At 64.4% G+C, this 20,847-nt stretch carries 16 protein-coding genes and 2 tRNA genes; 8 read left to right on the top strand and 10 right to left on the bottom strand.

All coding sequences use genetic code 11. From position 1 onward, the window contains the following. The first annotated feature begins 121 nt into the window (after positions 1–121). The 3 genes from E1B25_RS02575 (at position 122) to E1B25_RS02565 (ending at position 3,205) form a co-directional block, all read left to right on the top strand. Entirely contained in the window at positions 122–709 is a 588-nt protein-coding gene (locus E1B25_RS02575; RefSeq protein ID WP_132827247.1) for a heme NO-binding domain-containing protein, read from the top strand. Continuing rightward, positions 706–1,737: a diguanylate cyclase domain-containing protein gene (locus tag E1B25_RS02570; RefSeq protein ID WP_132827101.1), complete on the top strand. Its 1,032-nt coding sequence runs from the start codon at positions 706–708 to the stop codon at positions 1,735–1,737. Before E1B25_RS02575 ends, E1B25_RS02570 begins: the two co-directional genes overlap by 4 nt. Before the next feature lie 205 nt (positions 1,738–1,942). Next, entirely contained in the window at positions 1,943–3,205 is a 1,263-nt protein-coding gene (locus tag E1B25_RS02565; protein WP_132827100.1) for a peptidoglycan-binding domain-containing protein, read from the top strand. Between the two features lie 201 nt (positions 3,206–3,406). On the opposite strand, the gene E1B25_RS02560 is transcribed toward E1B25_RS02565, so the two are convergent. The 5 genes from E1B25_RS02560 to ubiT form a co-directional block, all read right to left on the bottom strand. Further along, positions 3,407–4,099 (bottom strand): Crp/Fnr family transcriptional regulator, encoded by a 693-nt coding sequence (locus E1B25_RS02560; RefSeq protein ID WP_132827099.1) that lies wholly within the window; start codon positions 4,097–4,099, stop codon positions 3,407–3,409. A gap of 171 nt (positions 4,100–4,270) precedes the next feature. Then, positions 4,271–4,780 (bottom strand): DUF2478 domain-containing protein, encoded by a 510-nt coding sequence (locus E1B25_RS02555; RefSeq protein ID WP_132827098.1) that lies wholly within the window; start codon positions 4,778–4,780, stop codon positions 4,271–4,273. 42 nt (positions 4,781–4,822) lie between these two features. Next, complete coding sequence (ubiV, locus tag E1B25_RS02550; RefSeq protein ID WP_132827097.1) at positions 4,823–5,728, bottom strand: ubiquinone anaerobic biosynthesis protein UbiV; 906 nt, start codon at positions 5,726–5,728, stop codon at positions 4,823–4,825. 4 nt (positions 5,729–5,732) lie between these two features. After that, on the bottom strand, positions 5,733–6,710 hold the full coding sequence (ubiU, locus tag E1B25_RS02545) for a ubiquinone anaerobic biosynthesis protein UbiU (protein WP_132827246.1): 978 nt from the start codon (positions 6,708–6,710) through the stop codon (positions 5,733–5,735). After that, the gene (gene ubiT, locus E1B25_RS02540) at positions 6,710–7,252 is read right to left on the bottom strand and encodes a ubiquinone anaerobic biosynthesis accessory factor UbiT (RefSeq protein WP_132827096.1); all 543 of its coding nucleotides are present in this window, start codon (positions 7,250–7,252) and stop codon (positions 6,710–6,712) included. Before ubiT ends, ubiU begins: the two co-directional genes overlap by 1 nt. Before the next feature lie 150 nt (positions 7,253–7,402). On the opposite strand from ubiT, the gene E1B25_RS02535 reads away from it, so the two are divergent. From E1B25_RS02535 to E1B25_RS02525, 3 genes are all read left to right on the top strand, one after another. Next, on the top strand, positions 7,403–8,899 hold the full coding sequence (locus E1B25_RS02535; RefSeq protein WP_132827095.1) for a UbiD family decarboxylase: 1,497 nt from the start codon (positions 7,403–7,405) through the stop codon (positions 8,897–8,899). Beyond that, complete coding sequence (locus E1B25_RS02530; RefSeq protein WP_132827094.1) at positions 8,896–9,456, top strand: UbiX family flavin prenyltransferase; 561 nt, start codon at positions 8,896–8,898, stop codon at positions 9,454–9,456. The genes E1B25_RS02535 and E1B25_RS02530 overlap by 4 nt, the downstream gene beginning before the upstream one ends. A gap of 163 nt (positions 9,457–9,619) precedes the next feature. Then, positions 9,620–10,813: an NnrS family protein gene (locus E1B25_RS02525; RefSeq protein ID WP_132827093.1), complete on the top strand. Its 1,194-nt coding sequence runs from the start codon at positions 9,620–9,622 to the stop codon at positions 10,811–10,813. Positions 10,814–10,968: 155 nt separating this feature from the next. On the opposite strand, the gene parE is transcribed toward E1B25_RS02525, so the two are convergent. Further along, on the bottom strand, positions 10,969–12,927 hold the full coding sequence (gene parE / locus E1B25_RS02520) for a DNA topoisomerase IV subunit B (RefSeq protein WP_132827092.1): 1,959 nt from the start codon (positions 12,925–12,927) through the stop codon (positions 10,969–10,971). Between the two features lie 181 nt (positions 12,928–13,108). After that, a complete protein-coding gene (locus E1B25_RS02515) occupies positions 13,109–13,993 on the bottom strand; it encodes an alpha/beta fold hydrolase (protein WP_132827091.1) in 885 nt (294 codons plus the stop codon). A 306-nt stretch (positions 13,994–14,299) separates the two neighbouring features. On the opposite strand from E1B25_RS02515, the gene ppk2 reads away from it, so the two are divergent. Both ppk2 and E1B25_RS02505 read left to right on the top strand, forming a co-directional pair. Then, positions 14,300–15,175, top strand: a complete 876-nt coding sequence (gene ppk2 / locus E1B25_RS02510; protein WP_245510595.1) for a polyphosphate kinase 2 — start codon at positions 14,300–14,302, stop codon at positions 15,173–15,175. Positions 15,176–15,304: 129 nt separating this feature from the next. Continuing rightward, complete coding sequence (locus E1B25_RS02505; RefSeq protein ID WP_245510585.1) at positions 15,305–16,663, top strand: MATE family efflux transporter; 1,359 nt, start codon at positions 15,305–15,307, stop codon at positions 16,661–16,663. Between the two features lie 157 nt (positions 16,664–16,820). On the opposite strand, the gene E1B25_RS02500 is transcribed toward E1B25_RS02505, so the two are convergent. The 3 genes from E1B25_RS02500 to E1B25_RS02490 all read right to left on the bottom strand — a co-directional run bounded on the left by E1B25_RS02500 (position 16,821) and on the right by E1B25_RS02490 (position 20,778). Next, positions 16,821–16,895 (bottom strand) — tRNA-Gly (locus E1B25_RS02500). Positions 16,896–16,917: 22 nt separating this feature from the next. Continuing rightward, positions 16,918–16,992, bottom strand: a tRNA-Gly gene (locus E1B25_RS02495). A gap of 342 nt (positions 16,993–17,334) precedes the next feature. Continuing rightward, positions 17,335–20,778, bottom strand: a complete 3,444-nt coding sequence (locus E1B25_RS02490; RefSeq protein ID WP_132827090.1) for a pyruvate carboxylase — start codon at positions 20,776–20,778, stop codon at positions 17,335–17,337. Positions 20,779–20,847 lie beyond the last annotated feature (69 nt).

Below are 20,847 nucleotides of genomic sequence, written 5' to 3'. Positions count from 1 at the left end.
CGGTGATGCGGCTGGGCCGACTGAAGCGGCGTCTGGAAAGGGGCATCCATGAGGCGGATTTTGATCTGTTGTTAAGAACTTCGGTTCCATGCTGTCGAACGACGACAGTTGGGGAATCGGTATGCACGGTCTGGTCAACGGGGCGATCCAGTCTTTTGTCATCAACACCTATGGGCGCGAGCGCTGGACCCATGTGACCGAGGCCGCAGGGCTCGGGTTTGCCGAGTTCGAGGCGATGTTGACCTATGATGATGCGCTTACCGAGGCGGTGCTTGATGCGCTTTGTGCCGAGTTGTGCCGGGAGCGGGGCGAGGTGCTGGAGGATCTGGGCACCTATCTGGTCTCGCACCCGGCGGTCGAGGCCCTGCGTCGGCTGTTGCGCTTTGGCGGCGAAACCTATGTGGATTTTCTGCTGTCCCTTGACGATCTGCCGGACCGGGCGCGGCTGGCGGTGTCGGACCTGCATCTGCCGGCGCTGGAGCTGCGTGAACAGGGGGCCGGGCGCTATGAGCTGAGCTGCGGGCCGGATCTGCCCGGCTTTGGCTGTGTGATGATGGGCATCCTGCGGGCGATGGCCGACGATTATGGCGCGCTGGTGATGTTGGACCATGATGGCAACCGGGACGGGGTTGAGGTGATCGTCATTACGCTGATCGAAATGGCCTTTGCCAAGGGGCGCGCCTTTGATCTGGGGGCGCGGGCCGGATGATGGGGCCAGATGCGTTGGCGGATCTGCTGGCCCGGCTGTGCCCGATGCACCTGATGCTGGATGAAGAGGGGGTGATCCGCGATGTCGGACCCACCCTGCAGAAACTGCGCCCCGACGCGCCGATGCAAGGGCGGCGGTTCCTTGATCTGTTCGACCTGACCCGGCCCCGCGCAGTCCCCCGGTTTTCCGACCTGCTTGCAGAACCGGGGGTCAAACTGAACGTCGTGTTCCGCGATACGCCCCATACCGCCCTCAAGGGGCAGCTTGCGGTGATCCCGGGCGGTGCGGTGGTGGCGCTGTCCTTTGGGATTTCGTTGCTGGATGCGGTGCGCGATTATGCCCTGACCAGCGCCGATTTCGCAGCCACCGATCTGGCGATCGAACTGTTGTATCTGGTTGAGGCAAAATCGGCGGCGATGGAGGCTTCGCGCCAGCTGAACCAACGGCTTCAGGCGGCCCGAATCTCGGCCGAGGAACAGGCCTTTACCGATACGTTGACGGGGCTCAAGAACCGCCGCGCCATGGATCACGTGCTGACGCGAAAATCGGGTGTCGGGCTGTGCTATTCCGTGATGCATATTGATCTGGATTTCTTCAAGCAGGTGAACGACACGCTGGGCCATGCGGCGGGCGATTATGTCTTGCAGCAGGTGGCGCGGGTGCTGGTCGAAGAAACCCGCCGCGAGGATGCGGTGGCCCGCGTCGGCGGCGATGAATTCGTGGTCGTGTTCGACAATCTCACCGACCGGCCCCGGCTGCGACGAATCGCCCTGCGGTTGATCGAGCGGTTGGAGCAGCCGATGCAGTTTCGCGGGCGCCCCTGTGCGATCTCGGCCAGTATCGGCATCGCGCCATCGGTCGAGCAGCCGGACTGTGCCCCGGCAGAGCTGTTGCGCCGGGCCGATCTGGCGCTGTATACGGCAAAGCGGGCAGGGCGCGCCACGTTCCGCTTCTTTGATCCCCACAGTTGCGCGGCCGAGGTGGAAACCGCCCCGACGGCCCGAATGGGGCCTCCACGTTTGGGCTGAGAGAGACGAGGGAGGGCGATGCGGGGCCCCCTTTGGCGGAACCGCGCCGGTTGACCCGCGTTATGGGTGTCGATCTTGACAGCAGGCGCGCGGCTTGCTCTGTTGGGCTGGAACAGATATCGCATTTTGACGTGCCACGCTGCCAATTTTTTGGGGACCGGATCTTCCGGCGGCCCGGCGCGTTGCTTTAGGTGAGGAATTTAAGATGTGGAAACGTAATCTCTGCGCTTCGCTGGCCGCTGCCAGCATGGTTGTCGTGGGTGTCGAGCGCGCCCAAGCCAATGACGCTGCCTCGTTTCTGGGCGGGGCGTTGCTGGGCGGCATCGTCGTGAACGAGGTGAACAAGAACAAGACGCGCCGCACCACCACCACCACGACCCGACCCACCCGTGTGTATTCGGCGCAGCGCGAACAAAACCGTCAGGCGCAGATCGCACTGAACTATTTCGGCTATAATGTCGGGGGCGCCGATGGCGTGCTGGGCCGCAACAGTCGCAATGGCATCCGCCGCTATCAGGCGGATATGGGGTATAACGTCGATGGCTATCTTGACCAGCATGAGATGAATTTCCTGCTGGGCAGTCACCAGCGGGCCATGTCCAGCGCTCATATGGCACCCTATGCCCAGATCGTCGCAACGCAGGGCCAGCCGGGCCTTCTGCGCACCTATCGCAACGAACAGCTTGGCATTGCCACGCCGGGCACCCAGATGGCTGCGGCTCCGATGCCGATGCCAGCCCCGGTGCCTCAGGCCACCCAGCCTGAACCTGTGACCGCGCGCGCCGATACCGGTGTCAGCAGCGGCGGGGCCATGCCGCAGTTCAGCTTTCCGTCCGACGATCGCTCGATCCGCGATTTTTGCGATCAGATCAGTGTGCGCACCGCCGCCAATGGCGGGCTGAGCATGCCGGGCAAGATCACCGATGCCAGCTTTGCGTTGAGCGAACAGTTCTGCATGGCCCGGACCCAGGCGATGTCTGACAGTGCCCGGATCGAGGCATCGATCCCCGGCATGACGCGCGACCAGATCGAAGCGCAGTGCGACGGGCTGTCCCAGGCCATCGCGCAGCAGATGCAGGGCATTGAAAGCCAGCCGGCAAGCCAGGTCATGGCGCGGACCAAGGCCTTCCTTGAAAATTCGGGTCAGCCGATGGCGCAACTGGTGTCCGGCGGCAAGGTCTGCTTGGGGGCCGGCTATCGTGCGGATAATGCCACCGTCGCGCTGGCCAGCGCCGTGCTGCTGACCTCGGCAGGGCAGGGTGGTTATGGCGAGATGGTCAGTCATCAACTGCGCGAGGGCTTTGGTGCCACGCAGACGGCTCCGCAACTTGCCAGTTCCTGGATGCAGGTGGCACTGGCTGCTGTGGCCAACGGCCAACCCGTGATGGGCCAGACGCCAGCGCGTGTCGCGGTTCTGCAGGCGGCCTCGGGTGGCGCGCTGCCGGTGTTCGGCACCATCAGCGAGTGATCGCACCCTGATCGACACATGAAAAAGGCCCGTCCCCGGATCTCTGGGGGCGGGCCTTTTTCTTTTTGTGCCAAACTTGGTTTTGTCCAAAACGGCCCAGACGAAACAGGGCTAGACGAAACAGGACTAGACGAAACCGGAGACAAGGGCGCGCGGTCGAATTGATCGCAGCAGGGGCCGGGCGAGAGCCTCAGGGATAGGTCAAATGACGTGTTTTTGCATCGGTCCGGGCATTTCGATCCAACGCCCGGACGTGCGCAACCGCCCCTCGCTTTGCAGACGCTTTATCAGGCGTGACAGCGTTTCCGGCTGGACCCCCAATATATCGGCCAGATCCTGACGCGAGATTGGCAAATGCATGCGCTCGAAACGGCCGTCCTTCGTGCCGTGAGCCGCCATCAACTGCTCCAGCAACTGGGCCAGCCGTTCCTTGTTGGGACTGCGCGCCGCCTCTTGAATACGGTCGTGGCACAGATCCAACTCATCGGCGCAGCGCACGGCGAGACGGGTCAGAACCTCTGGGCAGGCCCGCACGACCTGCTTGGCATCGCGCTGTGCGACCACGCAGACTCGCGATGGCAACAAAGCCTGGGCTTCGGTCCGGTGGTCTCGCCCAGTCAGAAAGGCGCGGTATCCGATCAATTCACCAGGATAGGCCAGCCGCAGCAGGCTTGAGCTGCCGTCGGGGCCAAAACTGCGAATGGCGAACAGCCCCCGCGAGACGCAATAGACCCCGTCGCTGGGTGCGCCCTGATGATACAGCACGCTTCCGGCCTCCATCTCGCGCCGGGTGAAGTTCCGGGCAAGGGTGGACATATTGGCGCCAGCCACCGGCCGCCACAAGCTTTGCTCGTAGAAACTGCAGTTCGCGCAGGGGTGGTTCTTGTTCGTCATGCCGCCCTCTGGACACTCCGCGCGCCGCTTTTCCAGATTGCGCGGCACCATCGGCGACAAGAAAGAAACAAAGTTCCCGGCCGCGTCTTGATCGAGATCAAACATTCATTGGAAATACCGCATTTCGCGGTGCGGCAGCGGGTTTTGACGACCGTCACTGACGCCCGGTCTCTAGGCCTGAACCGCGGCCAGACACCATGCGGCGATGGCGTCGGGATCGGCGGGCAGGGGGGCGGCCAGCCCCTCGGCAAAGGCGTCAAAATCGGCGCGGCTGGCGCTCCCCACCCCGACCAGAACCGGAATCCCGAGCTCCAGCGCCGCGGCAATTGCCGAGCGGAATCCACGGCCTGCGATCTCTTCGGGGCCGAATTTGTTGAGGATGAACATCCGGGCATCGGCCAACCCGCTGGTTTCGACCTGTGCAACCGCCTCGGCAATCGCCGCCGGGTCCAGTCGACAGGCTGCCGAGCCTTGGCCCAGATCCTGCGTGATCTTGATCACCGGGCCATCGGGCAGCACCCGCACCTTCATGTCGCAGCCGTTTTCAAAGGCACTGTCATAACTCAGTTCTTTGACGATGCCGGCGGTGGCAACCTGTTGCTGGCCAAGAAATGCGGCCGCTTGCGACAGCAGCCGGTCGGTTTCGCCGCGCCCTGTGGCGCTGACATATGCGATTTTCATGGCCCAGTCCTTTCAGGTTTGCCCGTGTCAAGTTTGCCCGTGTCAGCTTTGTGCGGAGGCCCCGGACCATTCGGCCCCGCAGGCCCCGGTCAGGAAGCCATCGCTCAACCGGATGCCCGGATATCTGGTCTGCAACGCGGCGGCGATCTGGCCGCGCTTGATCTTGCCGTCAATGCGGTCGCGATACAACGCGCAGATCGCCGCGAAATCGCCGGTCTGCGGCGACAGGCGCAAGCGTGAAACACCGGCCTCCTGCAGGATCTCGATCTGATGATCCGAGCAGGCAAAACTGTCCGACAGGGTTTGCACCCCGTTCATCGCCAGAAAGTCCTGCCCGTCCAGCGTTGCAACATCCAGCCCGTCGGGATCGTTTTCGCAGGCGAATTGGCAGTTGTCCTTGGTGCGACCGTGCAGCCGGGCGTGATAGCAGCGCCCGGAGATCGCCAACGGCACCCGCCCGTGGCCCCAAACTTCGATCGCAACGCCCAGATCGCGCCCGGCGCGGGCAAGGGTGCGAACCGGCTCCAGCGGCAATTCCGGCGGCAGGCAAATGCTGGTTGCCCCGCGCGCGGCCAGCCATGCAAGCGTTCCCTCGTTATAGACGTTCACCAGTGGCCCGACCGAAAACGCCATCCCTTGCGGCAGATAGGCGAGCATGGACAGATCGTTGATCTCAACCTCCACCCCGGTCTCGACCAGTTCGGCGCTCAGCTTGCGTTCACGTTTCAGGGTGATCAATGCCAGCGAGCTCACCGCCACCCCCTTGCCCGCCGCCTGCAGCGTTTCTATCGCTGCCGGGATGCGATCCTGATAGAAGGGAAGGCGTTTCGAGCAGACCAGTTCGCCCAGAACGATACGCTGCACCGGGGCGCTGGCCAAGGCATCATAGAGGCCGCTCCACGCTTCGGGTTTCCAGAAAAACGGGTTCGGTCCGACGGTCAGCTGCATCGCGCTATCTCCAGGTCTTCTTATAGGCGCCGGCGGTGGCGGCCTGTCCTTCGGTGAGGCTGGCCAACATGCCTTCGGGCAGCGGAAGGCCTGCTGCCTGCGCGTCAACGGCGGCGCGGAAATTGCGCACCACCTGCGCGACATAGGCGCGCGAGCGCTGCCGCCCCTCGATTTTCAGCGCCGTCACCCCCGCCTTGAACAATTGCGGAATCAGCTTCTCGGCGTTCAGGCTTACCGGGTCTTCGAACTGGTGGCCGGTGCTCTGGTCGGCCTTGAAACACCCTTTGCAGAGGGTCGGATAGGGGGCCGGCTCTCCCTTGGTGACGCGGTGGATCGTATAGCCGCCCAGCTTGGCCGAAAGCGCGCCTGCGTCGTCGTGATAGTCAACATGGCTGGCGGGGGAGCAGACCCCCTGCATGTTCGGCGATTGCCCGGTGGCATAGGAGGACAGCGAACAGCGCCCCTCGGCCATCACGCACAGGCCGCCAAACACGAAGACCTCGGTTTCGACCTCGGTTTCGGCATTGATCGCGGCAATTTCTGCCACCGAGAGCACGCGCGGCAAAACCACCCGTTTGACCCCGAAGGTGCGGGCGTAAAAATTGATCATATCGGCATTTGCCGCCGCCGCCTGAACCGACAAATGGCGGCGCAGGCCGGGGTGGTGGCTCGCGGCATGGGCCAGCAGCCCCAGATCGGCCAGAATGACCGCATCGGCCCCGGCGCTTTCGGCATTGGCGATGGCGCGGTGCCACAGCGGTTCTGATCCGGCGCGCGCAAAGGTGTTGATCGCCACCAGCACCTTTGCACCGTGGCTATGGGCAAAGGCGATCCCGTCGCGCATCTCGGTGCGGTCAAAGTTCAGCCCGGGAAAATTGCGCGCATTGGTTTCATCGGCAAAGCCGCAATAGACCGTATGCGCGCCCGCTTTGACCGCAGCGCGCAGCGAGGCTGGCGTGCCTGCGGGGCAGACGATTTCCATTACCATCCGTAATCCTCTTCGTGACGCGACAGGGCGACGCCGGTTCTGGCCTCTGTCAGGGTGATCAGCCGTTTGACGGGGGCCGAGAGCGGGCCGGACATCGCTTGCGCTTCTGCGGACAGGTCCAGTTCGGCATCATCGATCGCGTTGCGCAGGGCCAGCACGGCGGCGGTGTCGCCCTCGACCACAAGGTCGCGGGAAAAGAACAGCGCATCGCCGTCATAAGCGCCATGCACCATCCCCAGCAGCCCGGCCAGCGGCCCGGCAATGCGGGCATCGCCCTGCAGCTTGCGCCGCGACACATGCACCCGGGGGGCGCCGCCGCGCGGCTCCAGCAGCATCGACACCGGCAGATCGGTCGGATCGAGGATGAAGCGCGCCTGAGCATAGCCCCCGAGGCGGCGAAACATCGCCGGGTGTCGTTTGGCCAAGCGCCGGGCAAAATCGGTAAGCGCCAATGAGACCGGCACCAGCGGCAGCCAACGCAGGGCCGAAGCCGGAAGCCGCGGACACAGCGGCAGGTGAAGCGAAGGATCTGGCATGAAGGCGATAAGGCTCCGTTGACGCGGGCGTCGGTGGCTTTGGGAATGTCCTAGCTGCTTTGGGGTTTGCGAAACTTGACGATCGTCAAATTTCCCCGATGGCTTGGGTGCTAAGGCCGGTGAAACTTCAAACCCGAAAGGTCGTTTCCCATGCGCAGGCTGCCCCCGTTCCCGACGCTGCGCGCCTTTCTGGATTGGACCGCCGCCCAGGGCCAACTGCGCGCCATTCCCGATCCGGTTTCGGTGCGCCATCAGATGACCGCCGTGCATCGCGCCGTGCTGGAGCGCGCCGGTCCGGTGCTGCGCTTTGATCATCCGGTGTTGGAAGGGGGCACCCGGGCGCAGGCCCCTGTCGTGGTGAATATCTTTGGCACGGCAGAGCGGGTTGCGGCAGGTCTTGGCGTGACCCCGGAGGGGGTGGACGATCTGGGAGCGTTCCTCGCGGCGCTGCGCGCGCCCAGCCCGCCCGACGGGCTGCGTGATGCGCTGTCGCGCTGGCCCATGCTCAAGGCGGCGCTGGCGACCAGACCCAAGCTGACAAAAAACGCGCCGGTGCAGCAGCGCGTGGTTGAAACGGTGGATCTGGCCGCCCTGCCGATCCAGACCCATTGGCCGGGGGACGCCGGGCCGCTGATCACGTGGCCGGTGGTGCTGACCAGACCGCAGGACAGCAAGGCCGAGGAGGTGAGCCGGTACAATGCCGGGGTCTACCGCGCGCAGGTCATCGGGCGCGACCGGATCATCCTGCGCTGGCTGGCCCATCGCGGCGGGGCGGCGCATTTTCGAAGCTGGCAAAAGGCGGGCGCGGCGATGCCTGTCGCTATCGTCCTTGGCGCCGATCCGGCGACACTACTGTCCGCGGCCTTGCCCCTGCCCGAGACGGTGTCCGAACTTGGCTTTGCCGGAGTGTTTTCCGGAGCCCGTCCGCGCCTTGTCCCGGCCAAGACGGTGCCTCTCATGGTGCCGGCTGATGCGGAAATGGTGATCGAAGGCTGGGTGGACCCCACCGAGACTGCGCCCGAGGGCCCGTTTGGCGATCACACCGGCTATTACAATGCGCCCGAGCCGTTTCCGGTGATGACTGTCAGCGCCCTGACCACGCGCGAGGCGCCGCTGTACCTTTCCACTTATACCGGCCGCCCCCCGGATGAGCCCTCGATCATCGGAGAGGTGTTCAATCGGCTGGCGCTGCCCCTGATCCGGGCGCAGATCCCCGAGATCCGCGATCTGTGGTTGCCGCCCGCCGCCTGTTCCTATCGCATCGCCGTGATCGCGATCGACAAACGCTATCCCGGTCAGGCGCGCCGCGTGATGATGGCGCTTTGGGGGATGCTGGCGCAGTTCAGCTATACCAAGATGATCATCGTGGTGGATGACGATATTGATCCGCGCAACTGGGATGACATCGCATGGGCGCTGGCCACGCGGATGGACCCGGGGCGCGATGTGATGACGCTGGAAAGGACGCCAATGGATTATCTTGATTTCGCCTCGCCCGAGGCCGGGCTGGCGGGAAAGATCGGCCTTGATGCGACCACCAAGATCGGCACCGAGACGACACGCGAATGGGGACGGGTGATGCAGTCCACGCCTGAGGATGCCGCCTTTGCCGCCGACTTGCTGGCGCGCCGGGGGATCGTGACATGACCCGCGTCGTTCTTGGGGTGTCCGGCGCCTCTGGTGCGGCGCTGGCGCTGGCCGTGGCGCGCCACCTTGTCACTTTGGGTGTCGCGCTGGATGTTGTCGTATCGTCCGCGGCAGAGCGGACCCTGTGCGAGGAATGCGGCAAGGACGCTATGGCCAAGCTCCGCGATCTGGCCGACCAGTTGCACGCGCCCAGCGATATCGGGGCGCGCATTGCCTCGGGCTCGGCCCCTGTCGCGGGCATGATCGTGGCGCCCTGTTCCATGCGCAGCCTCGCGGCGATTGCAAACGGGCTGGATGACAACCTGCTCACCCGCGCCGCCAGCGTGCAGCTGAAGGAGCGTCGCCCGCTGATCCTGCTGGCGCGCGAAGCGCCGCTGACCCTTGCCCATCTGCGCAACATGACCGCGGTGACGGAAATGGGCGCCATCGTTCTGCCGCCGGTGCCAGCCTTTTACCTGCGCCCGGACAGTGTCGAGGCGGTGGTCGAGCAGATCGCGGCGCGCGCCGTCGATCTGTTGCGGATCGCGCCGCCGGTTGCACTGGGCTGGACGGGATAGGCCCGCCTGACCCCGTCGCCCGGCCTTGGGTACGTTTTTTGGGCCCGCGCGCCCGAAGTCCCGTGCGACAAATGGGTATTTGCAATACTTATTTGTGGCAGCTAGATCAGGTGCGACCATCCTTGCACCCGCAGGCTGGCGTGCAGAGCAAAAGGACATCCCCATGAGTAGCACCGCCCAACAAATGCGCGCCTGGACCGGGCCGACCTTGCTGACCTACGGCTTTCGCCCGTTCTTTTTCGGGGCCGGGATCTGGGCCGCGCTTGCCATGGCGCTTTGGGTGCCGATGCTGTCGGGCCATCTTGAGCTGCCAACCCGGTTTGACCCGGTGTCTTGGCACGCGCATGAATTTCTATACGGCTATCTCTCGGCGGTGGTCGCCGGTTTCCTGCTGACCTCGGTGCCGAACTGGACCGGGCGGCTGCCGATCGTCGGCTGGCCGCTGGGCGGATTGTTCGCGCTGTGGATCGCGGGGCGGCTCGCGGTGGCGTTCTCATCGGGGCTGCCGGTCTGGCTGGTCGCCTGCATCGATCTTTCCATGCTTGTCACGCTGGCTGCCGTGCTGACGCGCGAGATCGTGGCGGGCAAGAACTGGCGCAACCTCGTGGTGTTGCTCATGCTCGGGGCGTTGATCCTTGGCAACGCGGTGTACCATTGGGAGGCAGCGCAAGGCGCCTATGCCGCGCAGGGCTTTGGCCTGCGGATCGGGCTTGGGGCCGGGCTGATGCTGATCGCGGTGATCGGCGGGCGGATCGTGCCCTCGTTCACCCGCAACTGGCTGGTGCGGCGCGGCGGTGGCAAACTGCCTGCGCCGCCGATGCAGACCTTCGACAAGCTCGCCCTGCTGGCGCTGCTGCTGGCGCTGGTACTTTGGATCGCCGCGCCTGACAACACGGTGACCGGGCTCGCGCTGCTGCTCGCCGGGGGGCTGCATCTGGTCCGGCTTTCGCGCTGGGCCGGTGAGCGGAGCCTGAGCGAGCCGTTGCTCTGGGTTCTGCATCTCGGCTATGGGCTGTTGCCGGTCGGCGCGATCCTTGTCGGGCTCGAGGCGCTGTTCCCCGGGATGCTGGGGCTTGCTGCGGCGCAGCATGTCTGGATGGCCGGAACCATCGGGCTGATGACGCTGGCGGTGATGACGCGCGCAACGCTGGGCCATACCGGGCAGGCGCTGCAGGCCGGGGCGGGGACCACCGCGATCTACCTGTTCATGCTCGCCGCCATGCTCACGCGCCTTGCCGCCGGGGTCTGGCCGATGCAGAGTGATCTTCTGCTGGTCCTGTCCGGCCTGTGCTGGCTTGCCGCGTTCGGCGGTTTTGCCCTTCTTTACGGCCGCCTTCTTTTGCGTCCGATGTCCTGAGAGAGTTGGGGGTGAGCGGCGTCTAGGAAACGCTCCGGTGGAGCGTTTCAGCCGCGAACGGGCGGAGCCCCCGGGGGGGAGGTCAGATTTCGCAGAGCATTCTCAGCGCAAGAGAAATCATATCGTCTCGTTAGCGAGATGTTCTCTTCGATCCCTCAAACATCCAGCTCCTCGACAAACCGCGCGTTGTCCTGAATGTACTGGAACCGCAGTTCGGGTTTTTTCCCCATCAGCCGTTCGACCAGATCGCCGGTTTCGCCCGGTTCGTCCTCGTCGATGGTCACCCGGATCAGCTTGCGCGATTTCGGGTCCATGGTGGTTTCCTTCAGATCCTTGGCGTCCATCTCGCCCAGACCCTTAAATCGGCTGACGTCGATCTTGCCTTTGCCGCCCAGACCTTTTTCCATCCAGGTATCGCGCTCGGCCTCGTCCAGACAATAGACCCGTTTCGCCCCTTGGGTCAGGCGGAACAGTGGCGGGCAGGCCAGAAACAGATGCCCGGTGTCGATCATCGGGCGCATCTGCGTAAAGAAGAACGTCATCAGAAGCGAGGCGATATGCGCTCCGTCCACATCAGCGTCGGTCATGATGATGATCTTGTCATAGCGCAGATCGTCGATGTTGAACTTGGTGCCGAGCGAGACGCCAAGCGCCTGCGACAGATCGGAAATTTCCGCGTTTGAAGTCAGCTTGTTCGAAGCCGCCCCAAGCACGTTGAGGATTTTCCCGCGCAGCGGAAGCAGCGCCTGGGTCTTGCGGTCGCGGGCCATCTTGGCGCTGCCGCCAGCGCTGTCGCCTTCGACGATGAACAGCTCGGTGCCCTCGCGGGTGTTGGAGGAACAATCGACCAGCTTGCCCGGCAGGCGCAGCTTTTTGGTGGCGGTCTTGCGCTGGGTTTCCTTTTCCTGCCGCCGGCGCAGCCGTTCCTCGGCGCGCAGCAAAAGGAAATCAAGGATCGCTCCGGCGCTTTTGGTATCGGCGGCCAGCCAGTTGTCGAAGTGGTCGCGCACCGCGCCTTCCACCAGCCGCTGTGCCTCGACCGTGGCGAGGCGGTCTTTGGTCTGGCCGACGAATTCGGGTTCGCTGATGAAACAGGACACCAGCGCGCAGCCGCCTGTTATCAGATCCTCGCGGGTGATCTGCCCGGCCTTCTTGTTGCCCGCCAGATCGCCATAGGCGCGGATGCCCTTGAGGATCGCGGCCCAGAACCCGGCCTCATGGGTGCCGCCCTCGGGGGTGGGGACGGTGTTGCAGTAGCTTTGGATGAAGCCGTCGCGCGACGGGGTCCAGTTGATCGCCCATTCCACCTTGCCGGGCGTGTTGAACCGTTCGTTGAAATCGACCGTGCCGGCAAAGGGGGCGTCGGCATAGGTCGAGGCGCCGTCCAGCGTCTCTTTCAGGTAATCGGCCAGCCCGCCGGGAAAGTGAAAGGTCGCCTCCAGCGGCGTGTCGCCCTCGGCGATGGCCGATTTCCAGCGGATTTCCACGCCCGAGAACAGATAGGCCTTGGAGCGGATCGACTTGAACAGCCGCGCGGGCTTGAACCGGTGCGCGCCAAAGATCTCGGGGTCGGCATGAAAGGTCACGGTGGTGCCGCGCCGGTTCGGGGCCGCGCCCACCTTTTCCACCGGCCCCTGCGGGATCCCACGCGAGAATCGTTGTTCATACAGCGTCTTGTCGCGCGCCACCTGCACCACCATCAGGTCCGACAGCGCGTTGACGACGGAGGCGCCGACCCCGTGCAACCCGCCCGAGGTCTGATAGGCCTTGCCCGAGAATTTGCCACCCGCATGCAGGGTGCACAGGATCACCTCCAGCGCCGATTTTCCGGGAAATTTCGGGTGCGGATCGACCGGGATACCGCGTCCGTTGTCGCGGATGGTGATCGAATAATCCTCGTGCAGCTCGACCTCGATGCGGTTGGCATAGCCCGCGACCGCCTCGTCCATGGAGTTGTCGAGCACCTCGGCCACAAGGTGGTGCAACGCGCGTTCATCGGTGCCGCCGATATACATGCCGGGGCGTTTGCGAACCGGTTCCAGCCCTTCCAGCACCTCGATCGACGAGGCGTCATAGGTGGGTTGGTCGGCTCCGGAGAGGAGGTCGTTGGGCATCTGGCTGCTGCTCTTTATTCTTGGGTGAAGGTCAGTATGTCAGAGTGGCCGGGCAGGGGGAAGACATTGCGGCAGCGCCGCCGCGATTGTCGGGGCGGACAGGGGCGCGACAAAAGCGATCTGTCGGATCAGGAAATGGGGTCCACCGCAAGCCGCGCGCGAGGGGGAGGGGGGCGCCGCGCTAGCTGTCCGGCAGCCAGCCCTTGACCGCCTGCGCCACCTTCTCGGGGATCTGGTGGCAGATCCAGTGATCGGCCTCGGCAAAGGTCACGCGGGTCAGGTCGGGGGCAAAGCTCTCCAGCCCCTCGGTTGTTTCGGGCAAGAGCGCGGTGTCGCCCAGCCCCCAAAGCAGCAGATGCGGGCAGCGCACCATCAGCCGGTCGCGGGGCATCTCGGGCAGATCGAGGATCGGCACGCCGGGTTTGGCCACTTGCAGGGGCGAGGCGCGATACCAGTGGATCATCGTCTTGAGCCGCCCCGGACGGCTCCATTCGGCGGTGTAGGCGGCCAGTTTTTCCGGCGTCATCCAGGCGTGGTTCATCTTGGCAAGGAACAGCGCCTTCATCTTCTCGAAATCATTGGCGGCGAAATGCTGTTCCGAGCCATCGCGGCGCAGCGCGAGGATGTATTGCGAGGCCTCGGTCTGTGCCCCGCCCGCCGCCAACGCGCGCTGGAACGGCACCGGGTGAACGCCATTGGCAATGATCAGGCGCTCGACCAGCTCGGGGCGCGACATCGCCAGCCCATAAGCCACCGCTGCGCCCCAGTCATGGCCCATCACCGTCACCGGGCGGCCCTTGCCCAGATGTTCGATCAGCGCGGTCATGTCGCCGACAAGCTGCGAGGCCCGGTACAACGCCACATCATCAGGCGCCCAGCTTTGCCCATAGCCGCGCTGGTCCGGGGCGATGCAATGGAACCGGTCGCTCAGATGCGGGGCAAGATCGGCCCAGGCGCCGCCATATTCGGGAAAGCCGTGCAACAGCAAAAGCGGTGGGTTGGCCGGGTCGCCCCAGCTGCGGATATGGAACGGGTTGCCGTTCAACATGATGGTTTCTGTCTTCATGGCGCCAGTCTAGCCGCGCGCCCGCGCCGGGCAATGATGATGATCGGTGACGCGGGGTCACAGGGTGCTGGAAGGCGGGGGAACTGCAGGGCGAAGCATCCTGTCCGGGGATGTGTTGATGGGGATCAAGGCGCTCGCGCCGAAAATCTGTTAACCTTAACTTAACCGAGATTAACAGGAGAGCTGCCCGTGCCCGCAACCCCGATCCCCGTTCCTTCCCCGTCCGAGCCGGACACCACGACCGCCCCCGAGGCGGTGAGTGCGAAAGAGATCGCAGCGCAACAGCACGCGGATTCACCCGATGCTGTGTCCTCCGGGTCCAAGCGACCCAGCCGCGACGAGGTGCGCCACGCCTTCGAGACCGGGCGCTATCCCTATCGGAAACGGATGGGGCGGCGCGCCTATGAGGCGGAAAAGGCGCAGTTGCAGGCCGAACTGCTCAAGGTTCAGATCTGGGCGCAGGAGACCGGCGAGAAATTCGTGCTGCTGTTCGAGGGCCGGGATGCAGCGGGCAAGGGCGGTACCATCAAGCGCTTCACCGAGCATCTGAACCCGCGTTCGGCCCGCGTTGTGGCGCTGAACAAACCGACGTGGGAAGAGAAGGGCCAGTGGTTCTTTCAGCGCTATATTCAGGAGCTTCCGACCAGCGGTGAAATGGTGTTCTATGACCGCTCCTGGTACAATCGCGCCGGTGTCGAGCGGGTGATGGGATTTTGTACGCCGAACGAATATCTGGAATTCATGCGCCAGACCCCGGAGCTGGAACGCATGTTGGCCCGCTCTGGTATCCATCTGTACAAATACTGGTTTTCGGTCACCCGGCCCGAGCAGCAACGCCGCTTTACCGCCCGCGAAACCGATCCGTTGAAACAGTGGAAGCTGTCGCCGATCGACAAGGCCAGCCTTGATAAATGGGAGGATTACACCGAGGCGAAAGAGGCGATGTTCTTTTACACCGACACCGCCGACGCGCCTTGGACCATCGTCAAGTCGAACGACAAGAAGCGCGCGCGATTGAACTGCATGCGCCACTTCCTCGCCTCGTTGGAGTATCCGGGCAAGGATCATGCCGTGGTGGGGGCGCCGGACCCGATGATCGTGGGACAGGCGCAACATGTGGTCCATAGCGCGTCGCATATCCTTGGCACCGCGCTGCATCCCGACACCCGCGTCGCGCGCTGACAGGTGGGGGGGGCGGGCCGGTTGAGGTCCGCGCCTAACGCAGGTCTTGTGGACTGCCGATGCGAGGGGCGCCCGCCACCGGTGCAATGAGCCTTGTCCGCTCACCCCCCGGCCCCTAAGCATGCAGTGATGACACGTGTTCAAATGACATATGGCGGCCACATCCGCGCCGTGGCCCTGCTGGGGTTTCCGCTGGTGGGCGGCCATCTGGCGCAATTCGCCATCGGCCTGACCGACAGCATGATGCTGGGCTGGTACGGGGTCGAGGCGCTGGCGGCGGTGACGCTGGCGGGCAGCTATTTCTTCACGTTGTTCCTGACGGGGGCCGGTTTTGGCTTTGCGGTGATGCCGTTGGTGGCGACAGCCAATTCGGCTGGTGACGAGACCAGCGCGCGCCGTGCCACCCGCATGGGGCTGTGGTTGTCGGTGCTCTACGCGGTGGCGATTTTGCCGCTGTTGTGGTGGTCCGAACCGATCCTGTTGCGACTGGGGCAGGGCGAAGCGGTGTCCGCAGATGCCGCGCGCTATCTACGGGTGGCCTGCTGGGGGTTGGTTCCCGCGTTGCTGGTGATGGTGTTGAAATCCTATCTCGCGGCGCTGGAGCGGACCCAGGTTGTGCTGTGGGTCACGGTGCTGGCCGCGCTGGCGAACGCCGTGGCCAACTATGGGCTGATCTTTGGCAATTGGGGCCTGCCCGAGATGGGCATCCGGGGCGCTGCGGTTGCCTCGGTTCTCACGCAAATGGTCTCGCTTGTGGCGGTGGTGGTCTATGTGCTGCGCGCCTTGCCCGAGCAGGAGCTGTTCCGCCGTCTCTGGCGGCCCGACTGGGAGATGTTTTTTCGGGTGTTCCGGCTGGGCGTGCCGATCGGCATCACCAGCCTGACCGAGGTCAGCCTGTTTTCGGCCTCGGCGCTTATGATGGGGTGGTTGGGCACTGCACCACTGGCCGCGCATGGCATCGCGCTGCAATTGGCCTCGGCGACCTTCATGGTGCATCTGGGGTTGAGCAATGCCGCGACCGTGCGGGCCGGCAATGCCTATGGCCGCCGCGACCGGGCACATATGGCGCGCGGGGCGGCGGTGGTGACCGTCATGTCGCTGGTCGCCTCGGCGCTGACCATTGCGCTGTTCCTGCTTTTGCCCGGGCCGCTGATGTCGCTGTTTATGGACCCTGCGGATCCCGAATGGCCCCAGATCCTGCGGATCGGCACCGGCCTGCTGGCGGCGGCGGCGCTGTTCCAGCTTGTCGATGGGGCGCAGGTGATCGCGCTTGGCCTGCTGCGCGGGGTGCAAGATACCGGCGTGCCGATGGTGATGGCGACGTTGGCCTATTGGGGCGTGGGGATCCCGGCCTCTTATGTGCTGGGATTTCCCGCCGGGCTGGGCGGCGTGGGGATCTGGCTGGGCCTTGCGGCCGGGCTGGGGGTGGCTGGTGTGCTGTTGATGGGACGATTCTGGCGGCAAGGGCTGGAGCGGGTCGACCGCTAGGCCCCGGCGCAGAGGGAGGCGGGAGGGCTGGGCGCACGCACCATGCTGCCCCTTGCCTCGCCATGTTTGTCGCTCCAGGCAAGACCGGGCGCCAAAGCATAGCGCCGCGGCACCCCGGGGGGTGCCTGGCGGCTATATCTGATATCAACGAAAAAATTGGAGCGGGCGAAGAGATTCGAACTCTCGACCCCAACCTTGGCAAGGTTGTGCTCTACCCCTGAGCTACGCCCGCGTCCTGGGTCTTCTATTCTCAATGGAGCGGGCGAAGAGATTCGAACTCTCGACCCTAACCTTGGCAAGGTTATGCTCTACCCCTGAGCTACGCCCGCGTCATTGAGTGAGGCGGAGATATAAATATCCTCGGCCCGCCGCAAGGGGAAAATCACAGAGACGTCAAAAAAAGGCCCAAGGCGAGGAGCGACACCGCTGTGGCGCAGGTGCGGGAGACGCAAGGGCTTTGTCGCAAGGGGAATTCGGCCTGAAACGGATGAGAAGGTCTGCCCCATCAGGCCGCAGCCGCGGGCAGGGCCTGCCTTGCTGTGCAACGGGGCTGCCCTGACGGTGGCCTCCGCCGCTGGGCGCAGTCAGGCCGGGGGCGGCCATCGCTGAGGCCGCCAAACCCATCGCCCGACGCCGGCAGGCCCAAACGGGCCCGCCGGTCGTGGCTGTGCTTACTTGGCTTCGAATTCCACCAACAGGTCCTTGGCGTCGATCTGGGTCCCGGGCTGGACATGCACCGCCTTGATGGTGGCGTCGCGCTCGGCGTGGATGCCGGTTTCCATCTTCATCGCCTCGATGGTCAGCAGCAGGTCGCCCTCTTTCACCTGACAGCCCACTTGCGCCGCGACGGTGGCCACCACGCCGGGCATCGGCGCGCCGAGGTGATCGGGATTGCCGACCTCGGCCTTGAGACGCTGCACGGTGGTCGATGTTACCATCCGGTTCGGCACCCGCACAGTGCGGGGCTGGCCGTTGAGTTCAAAGAACACTTTGACCTCGCCGAGGTCATCGGTCTCTCCCACAGCCTGACAGCGGATTTCCAGCGTCTTGCCGGGGTCGATCTCGGCCGAGATTTCCTCGCCCGGCTCCATGCCATAGAAAAAGGTCCGGGTCGGTAGCGTGCGCACCGGGCCATACAGACGGTGCCGGCCCATGTAATCGAGATAGACCTTGGGATACATCAGATATCCCATCAGATCCTCGTCATCGGTCACCTTGCCGTCCAGCTCGGCGTTGAGCGCGCCGCGCGCCTTGTCCATGTCGACGGGGGCCAGATGCTGGCCCGGCCGCGTGGTCACCGGGGCCTCGTCCTTCAGCACCTTTTTCAAGATGCCCTCGGGAAAGCCGTTCGGCGGCTGGCCCAGATTGCCGCGCATCATGTCGACGACGCTATCGGGAAAGGCAACATCGGTGTCGGGGGCCTCGACCTGCGCGCGGCTCAGCCCTTGACTGACCATCATCAGCGCCATGTCGCCCACCACCTTGGAGCTGGGCGTCACCTTGACGATATCGCCGAACATCTGGTTCACATCGGCATAGGTCTGCGCCACCTCGTGCCAGCGATCTTCCAGCCCGAGACTGCGCGCCTGCGCCTTGAGGTTGGTGAACTGCCCGCCCGGCATCTCATGCAGATACACCTCGGAGGCGGGGGCTTGCAGCCCGCTTTCAAAGGCGGCGTATTGCGCGCGCACCGCCTCGAAATAGTCGCTGATCTCGCGGATCGCGGCGATATTCAGCCCGGTCTCCCGGTCGGTATGGCGCATCGCCTCGACCACCGATCCCAGCGTCGCCTGACTGGTGTTGCCCGAAAAGCTGTCCATGGCGCAATCGACCGCGTCGACCCCGGCCTGGGCCGCTGCCATGATCGAGGCAATGGCACCACCGGCGGTGTCGTGGGTGTGGAAATGGATCGGCAGCCCGACCTCTTGTTTCAGCGCCTTGACCAGAACGCTGGCGGCGGCGGGTTTCAGCACCCCGGCCATGTCCTTCAGCCCTAGCACATGGGCGCCGGCGGCCTCCAGCTCCTGCGCCATGCCGACATAATACTTCAGGTCGTATTTGGCCCGGTCCGGATCAAGGATGTCGCCGGTATAACAGATCGTGCCTTCGCAGATCTTGTTCTCGGCGATCACCGCGTCCATCGCCACGCGCATGTTCTCGACCCAGTTGAGGCTGTCGAACACGCGGAACACGTCGATGTTCTTTGCCGCCTCTTTGACAAAGGCCTGCACCACGTTGTCGGGATAATTGGTGTATCCCACCCCGTTGCTGCCCCGCAGCAGCATCTGCGTCATCAGGTTCGGCATCGCCTCGCGCAGATCGCGCAGCCGTTGCCATGGGCATTCCTGCAAGAACCGGTAGGCCACGTCGAAGGTGGCCCCGCCCCAGCACTCGACCGAGAACAGTTGCGGCAGATTGGCGGCATAGGTGGGGGCGACCCGGATCATGTCGATCGAGCGCATCCGCGTTGCCAAAAGCGACTGGTGCCCGTCGCGCATGGTGGTGTCGGTGATCAACAGCTGCTGTTGCGCCCGCATCCAGTCGGCCACTGCTTGCGGCCCCTTCTGTTCCAGCAGGTTGCGGGTGCCCATTTGCGGCTCGCCCCGTTGGACCGGCGGTTTGGGGATCTTGATGTCGCTGCGCGGGCGCGGCCGGTCCTTGGTCTCGGGGTGCCCGTTCACGGTGATATCGGCGATATAGGTCAGAACCTTGGTGCCCCGGTCCTGCCGCTTGGCAAACTGGAACAGTTCTGGCGTCTCGTCGATGAACTTGGTGGTATAGGTGTTGTTCAGGAAGGTCGGGTGCTTCAACAGGTTCTCGACAAAGGCGATATTGGTGCTGACGCCACGAATGCGAAACTCGCGCAGTGCGCGGTCCATGCGGGCGATCGCCATTTCTGGTGTCGGCGCCCAAGCGGTCACCTTGGTCAGAAGGCTGTCGTAATAGCGGGTGATCACGCCGCCCGCGTAAGCCGTGCCGCCATCAAGGCGAATGCCCATGCCGGTGGCGCTGCGATAGGCGGTAAGACGGCCGTAATCGGGGATGAAGTTGTTCTGCGGATCCTCGGTGGTGATCCGGGTCTGCAGCGCGTGGCCGTTCAGCCGGATTTCACCCTGCGACGCCTTGCCGGTGGCCTCGGCGATGCTCTTGCCCTCGGTGATCAGGATCTGGGCGCGCACGATGTCGATGCCGGTCACCTCTTCGGTGACGGTATGTTCGACCTGTACCCGCGGGTTGACCTCGATGAAAAAGAACTGCTCCGTCTCCATATCCATCAGGAATTCGACGGTGCCGGCACATTCGTAATTGACGTGTTTGCAGATCCTGTAGCCCAGATCGCAGACCTCGGCCCGCTGCGCGTCGGTGAGATAGGGGGCCGGGGCGCGCTCCACCACCTTTTGATTGCGCCGCTGCACCGAGCAGTCGCGCTCGAACAGGTGATAGATCTCGCCCTGCCGGTCGCCAAGGATCTGGACCTCCACATGGCGGGCGCGCAGGATCATCTTTTCCAGATAGCCCTCGCCGTTGCCAAAGGCGGCCTCGGCCTCGCGTCGGCCCTCCATCACCTTTTCGGGCAGTTCCTGCGCGTTGAGAATGGGCCGCATGCCACGGCCACCGCCCCCCCAGGAGGCCTTGAGCATCAGCGGATAGCCGACCGCATCGGCCTCGCGGCGGATCGCCTCCATGTCGTCGCCCAGCACCTCGGTCGCCGGGATCACCGGCACGCCGGCGGCGATGGCCACCTTGCGCGCGCTGGCCTTGTCGCCAAGGGCGCGCATCGTCTCGGCGCGGGGGCCGATAAAGGCGATTCCGGCCTTGCTGCAGGCATCGACGAAATCGGGGTTCTCGGACAAAAGCCCATAGCCGGGATGGATCGCATCCGCGCCGCATTCGCGCGCCACCCGGATGATCTCTTCGATCGACAGATAGGCCGCCACCGGCCCCATCCCTTCGCCGATCTTATAGGCCTCGTCCGCCTTGAAGCGGTGCAGGCTCAACTTGTCCTCTTCCGCATAGACCGCGACGGTCTTCTTTCCCATCTCGTTGGCGGCACGCATCACGCGGATGGCGATCTCGCCCCGGTTGGCAATCAGGATCTTGCGGAAGTCGGACATGGGCACCTCAGGTTCGGCTTTGCATGGCACCGCGGTCGCGGCGATTTGAGCAAGGCGTATAGGGGTTCT

This window comes from Antarcticimicrobium sediminis (assembly GCF_004348975.1).
Taxonomy (GTDB): Bacteria; Pseudomonadota; Alphaproteobacteria; order Rhodobacterales; family Rhodobacteraceae; genus Antarcticimicrobium; species Antarcticimicrobium sediminis.
Note: the sequence above shows the minus strand (reverse complement) of the source record. Positions and strands in the feature narration are given on the sequence as shown.

What these genes read in the sequence shown, in the direction of transcription:
- E1B25_RS02525 (WP_132827093.1), top strand. Translation starts at nt 9,620, where the DNA reads ATGAGTAGCACCGCCCAACAAATGCGCGCCTGGACCGGGCCGACCTTG.
- E1B25_RS02570 (WP_132827101.1), top strand. Translation starts at nt 706, where the DNA reads ATGATGGGGCCAGATGCGTTGGCGGATCTGCTGGCCCGGCTGTGCCCG.
- E1B25_RS02535 (WP_132827095.1), top strand. Translation starts at nt 7,403, where the DNA reads ATGCGCAGGCTGCCCCCGTTCCCGACGCTGCGCGCCTTTCTGGATTGG.
- E1B25_RS02505 (WP_245510585.1), top strand. Translation starts at nt 15,305, where the DNA reads ATGACACGTGTTCAAATGACATATGGCGGCCACATCCGCGCCGTGGCC.
- E1B25_RS02575 (WP_132827247.1), top strand. Translation starts at nt 122, where the DNA reads ATGCACGGTCTGGTCAACGGGGCGATCCAGTCTTTTGTCATCAACACC.
- ubiT (WP_132827096.1), bottom strand. Translation starts at nt 7,252, where the DNA reads ATGCCAGATCCTTCGCTTCACCTGCCGCTGTGTCCGCGGCTTCCGGCT.
- E1B25_RS02515 (WP_132827091.1), bottom strand. Translation starts at nt 13,993, where the DNA reads ATGAAGACAGAAACCATCATGTTGAACGGCAACCCGTTCCATATCCGC.
- E1B25_RS02565 (WP_132827100.1), top strand. Translation starts at nt 1,943, where the DNA reads ATGTGGAAACGTAATCTCTGCGCTTCGCTGGCCGCTGCCAGCATGGTT.
- E1B25_RS02560 (WP_132827099.1), bottom strand. Translation starts at nt 4,099, where the DNA reads ATGACGAACAAGAACCACCCCTGCGCGAACTGCAGTTTCTACGAGCAA.
- ubiV (WP_132827097.1), bottom strand. Translation starts at nt 5,728, where the DNA reads ATGCAGCTGACCGTCGGACCGAACCCGTTTTTCTGGAAACCCGAAGCG.
- parE (WP_132827092.1), bottom strand. Translation starts at nt 12,927, where the DNA reads ATGCCCAACGACCTCCTCTCCGGAGCCGACCAACCCACCTATGACGCC.
- ubiU (WP_132827246.1), bottom strand. Translation starts at nt 6,710, where the DNA reads ATGGAAATCGTCTGCCCCGCAGGCACGCCAGCCTCGCTGCGCGCTGCG.
- E1B25_RS02555 (WP_132827098.1), bottom strand. Translation starts at nt 4,780, where the DNA reads ATGAAAATCGCATATGTCAGCGCCACAGGGCGCGGCGAAACCGACCGG.
- E1B25_RS02530 (WP_132827094.1), top strand. Translation starts at nt 8,896, where the DNA reads ATGACCCGCGTCGTTCTTGGGGTGTCCGGCGCCTCTGGTGCGGCGCTG.
- E1B25_RS02490 (WP_132827090.1), bottom strand. Translation starts at nt 20,778, where the DNA reads ATGTCCGACTTCCGCAAGATCCTGATTGCCAACCGGGGCGAGATCGCC.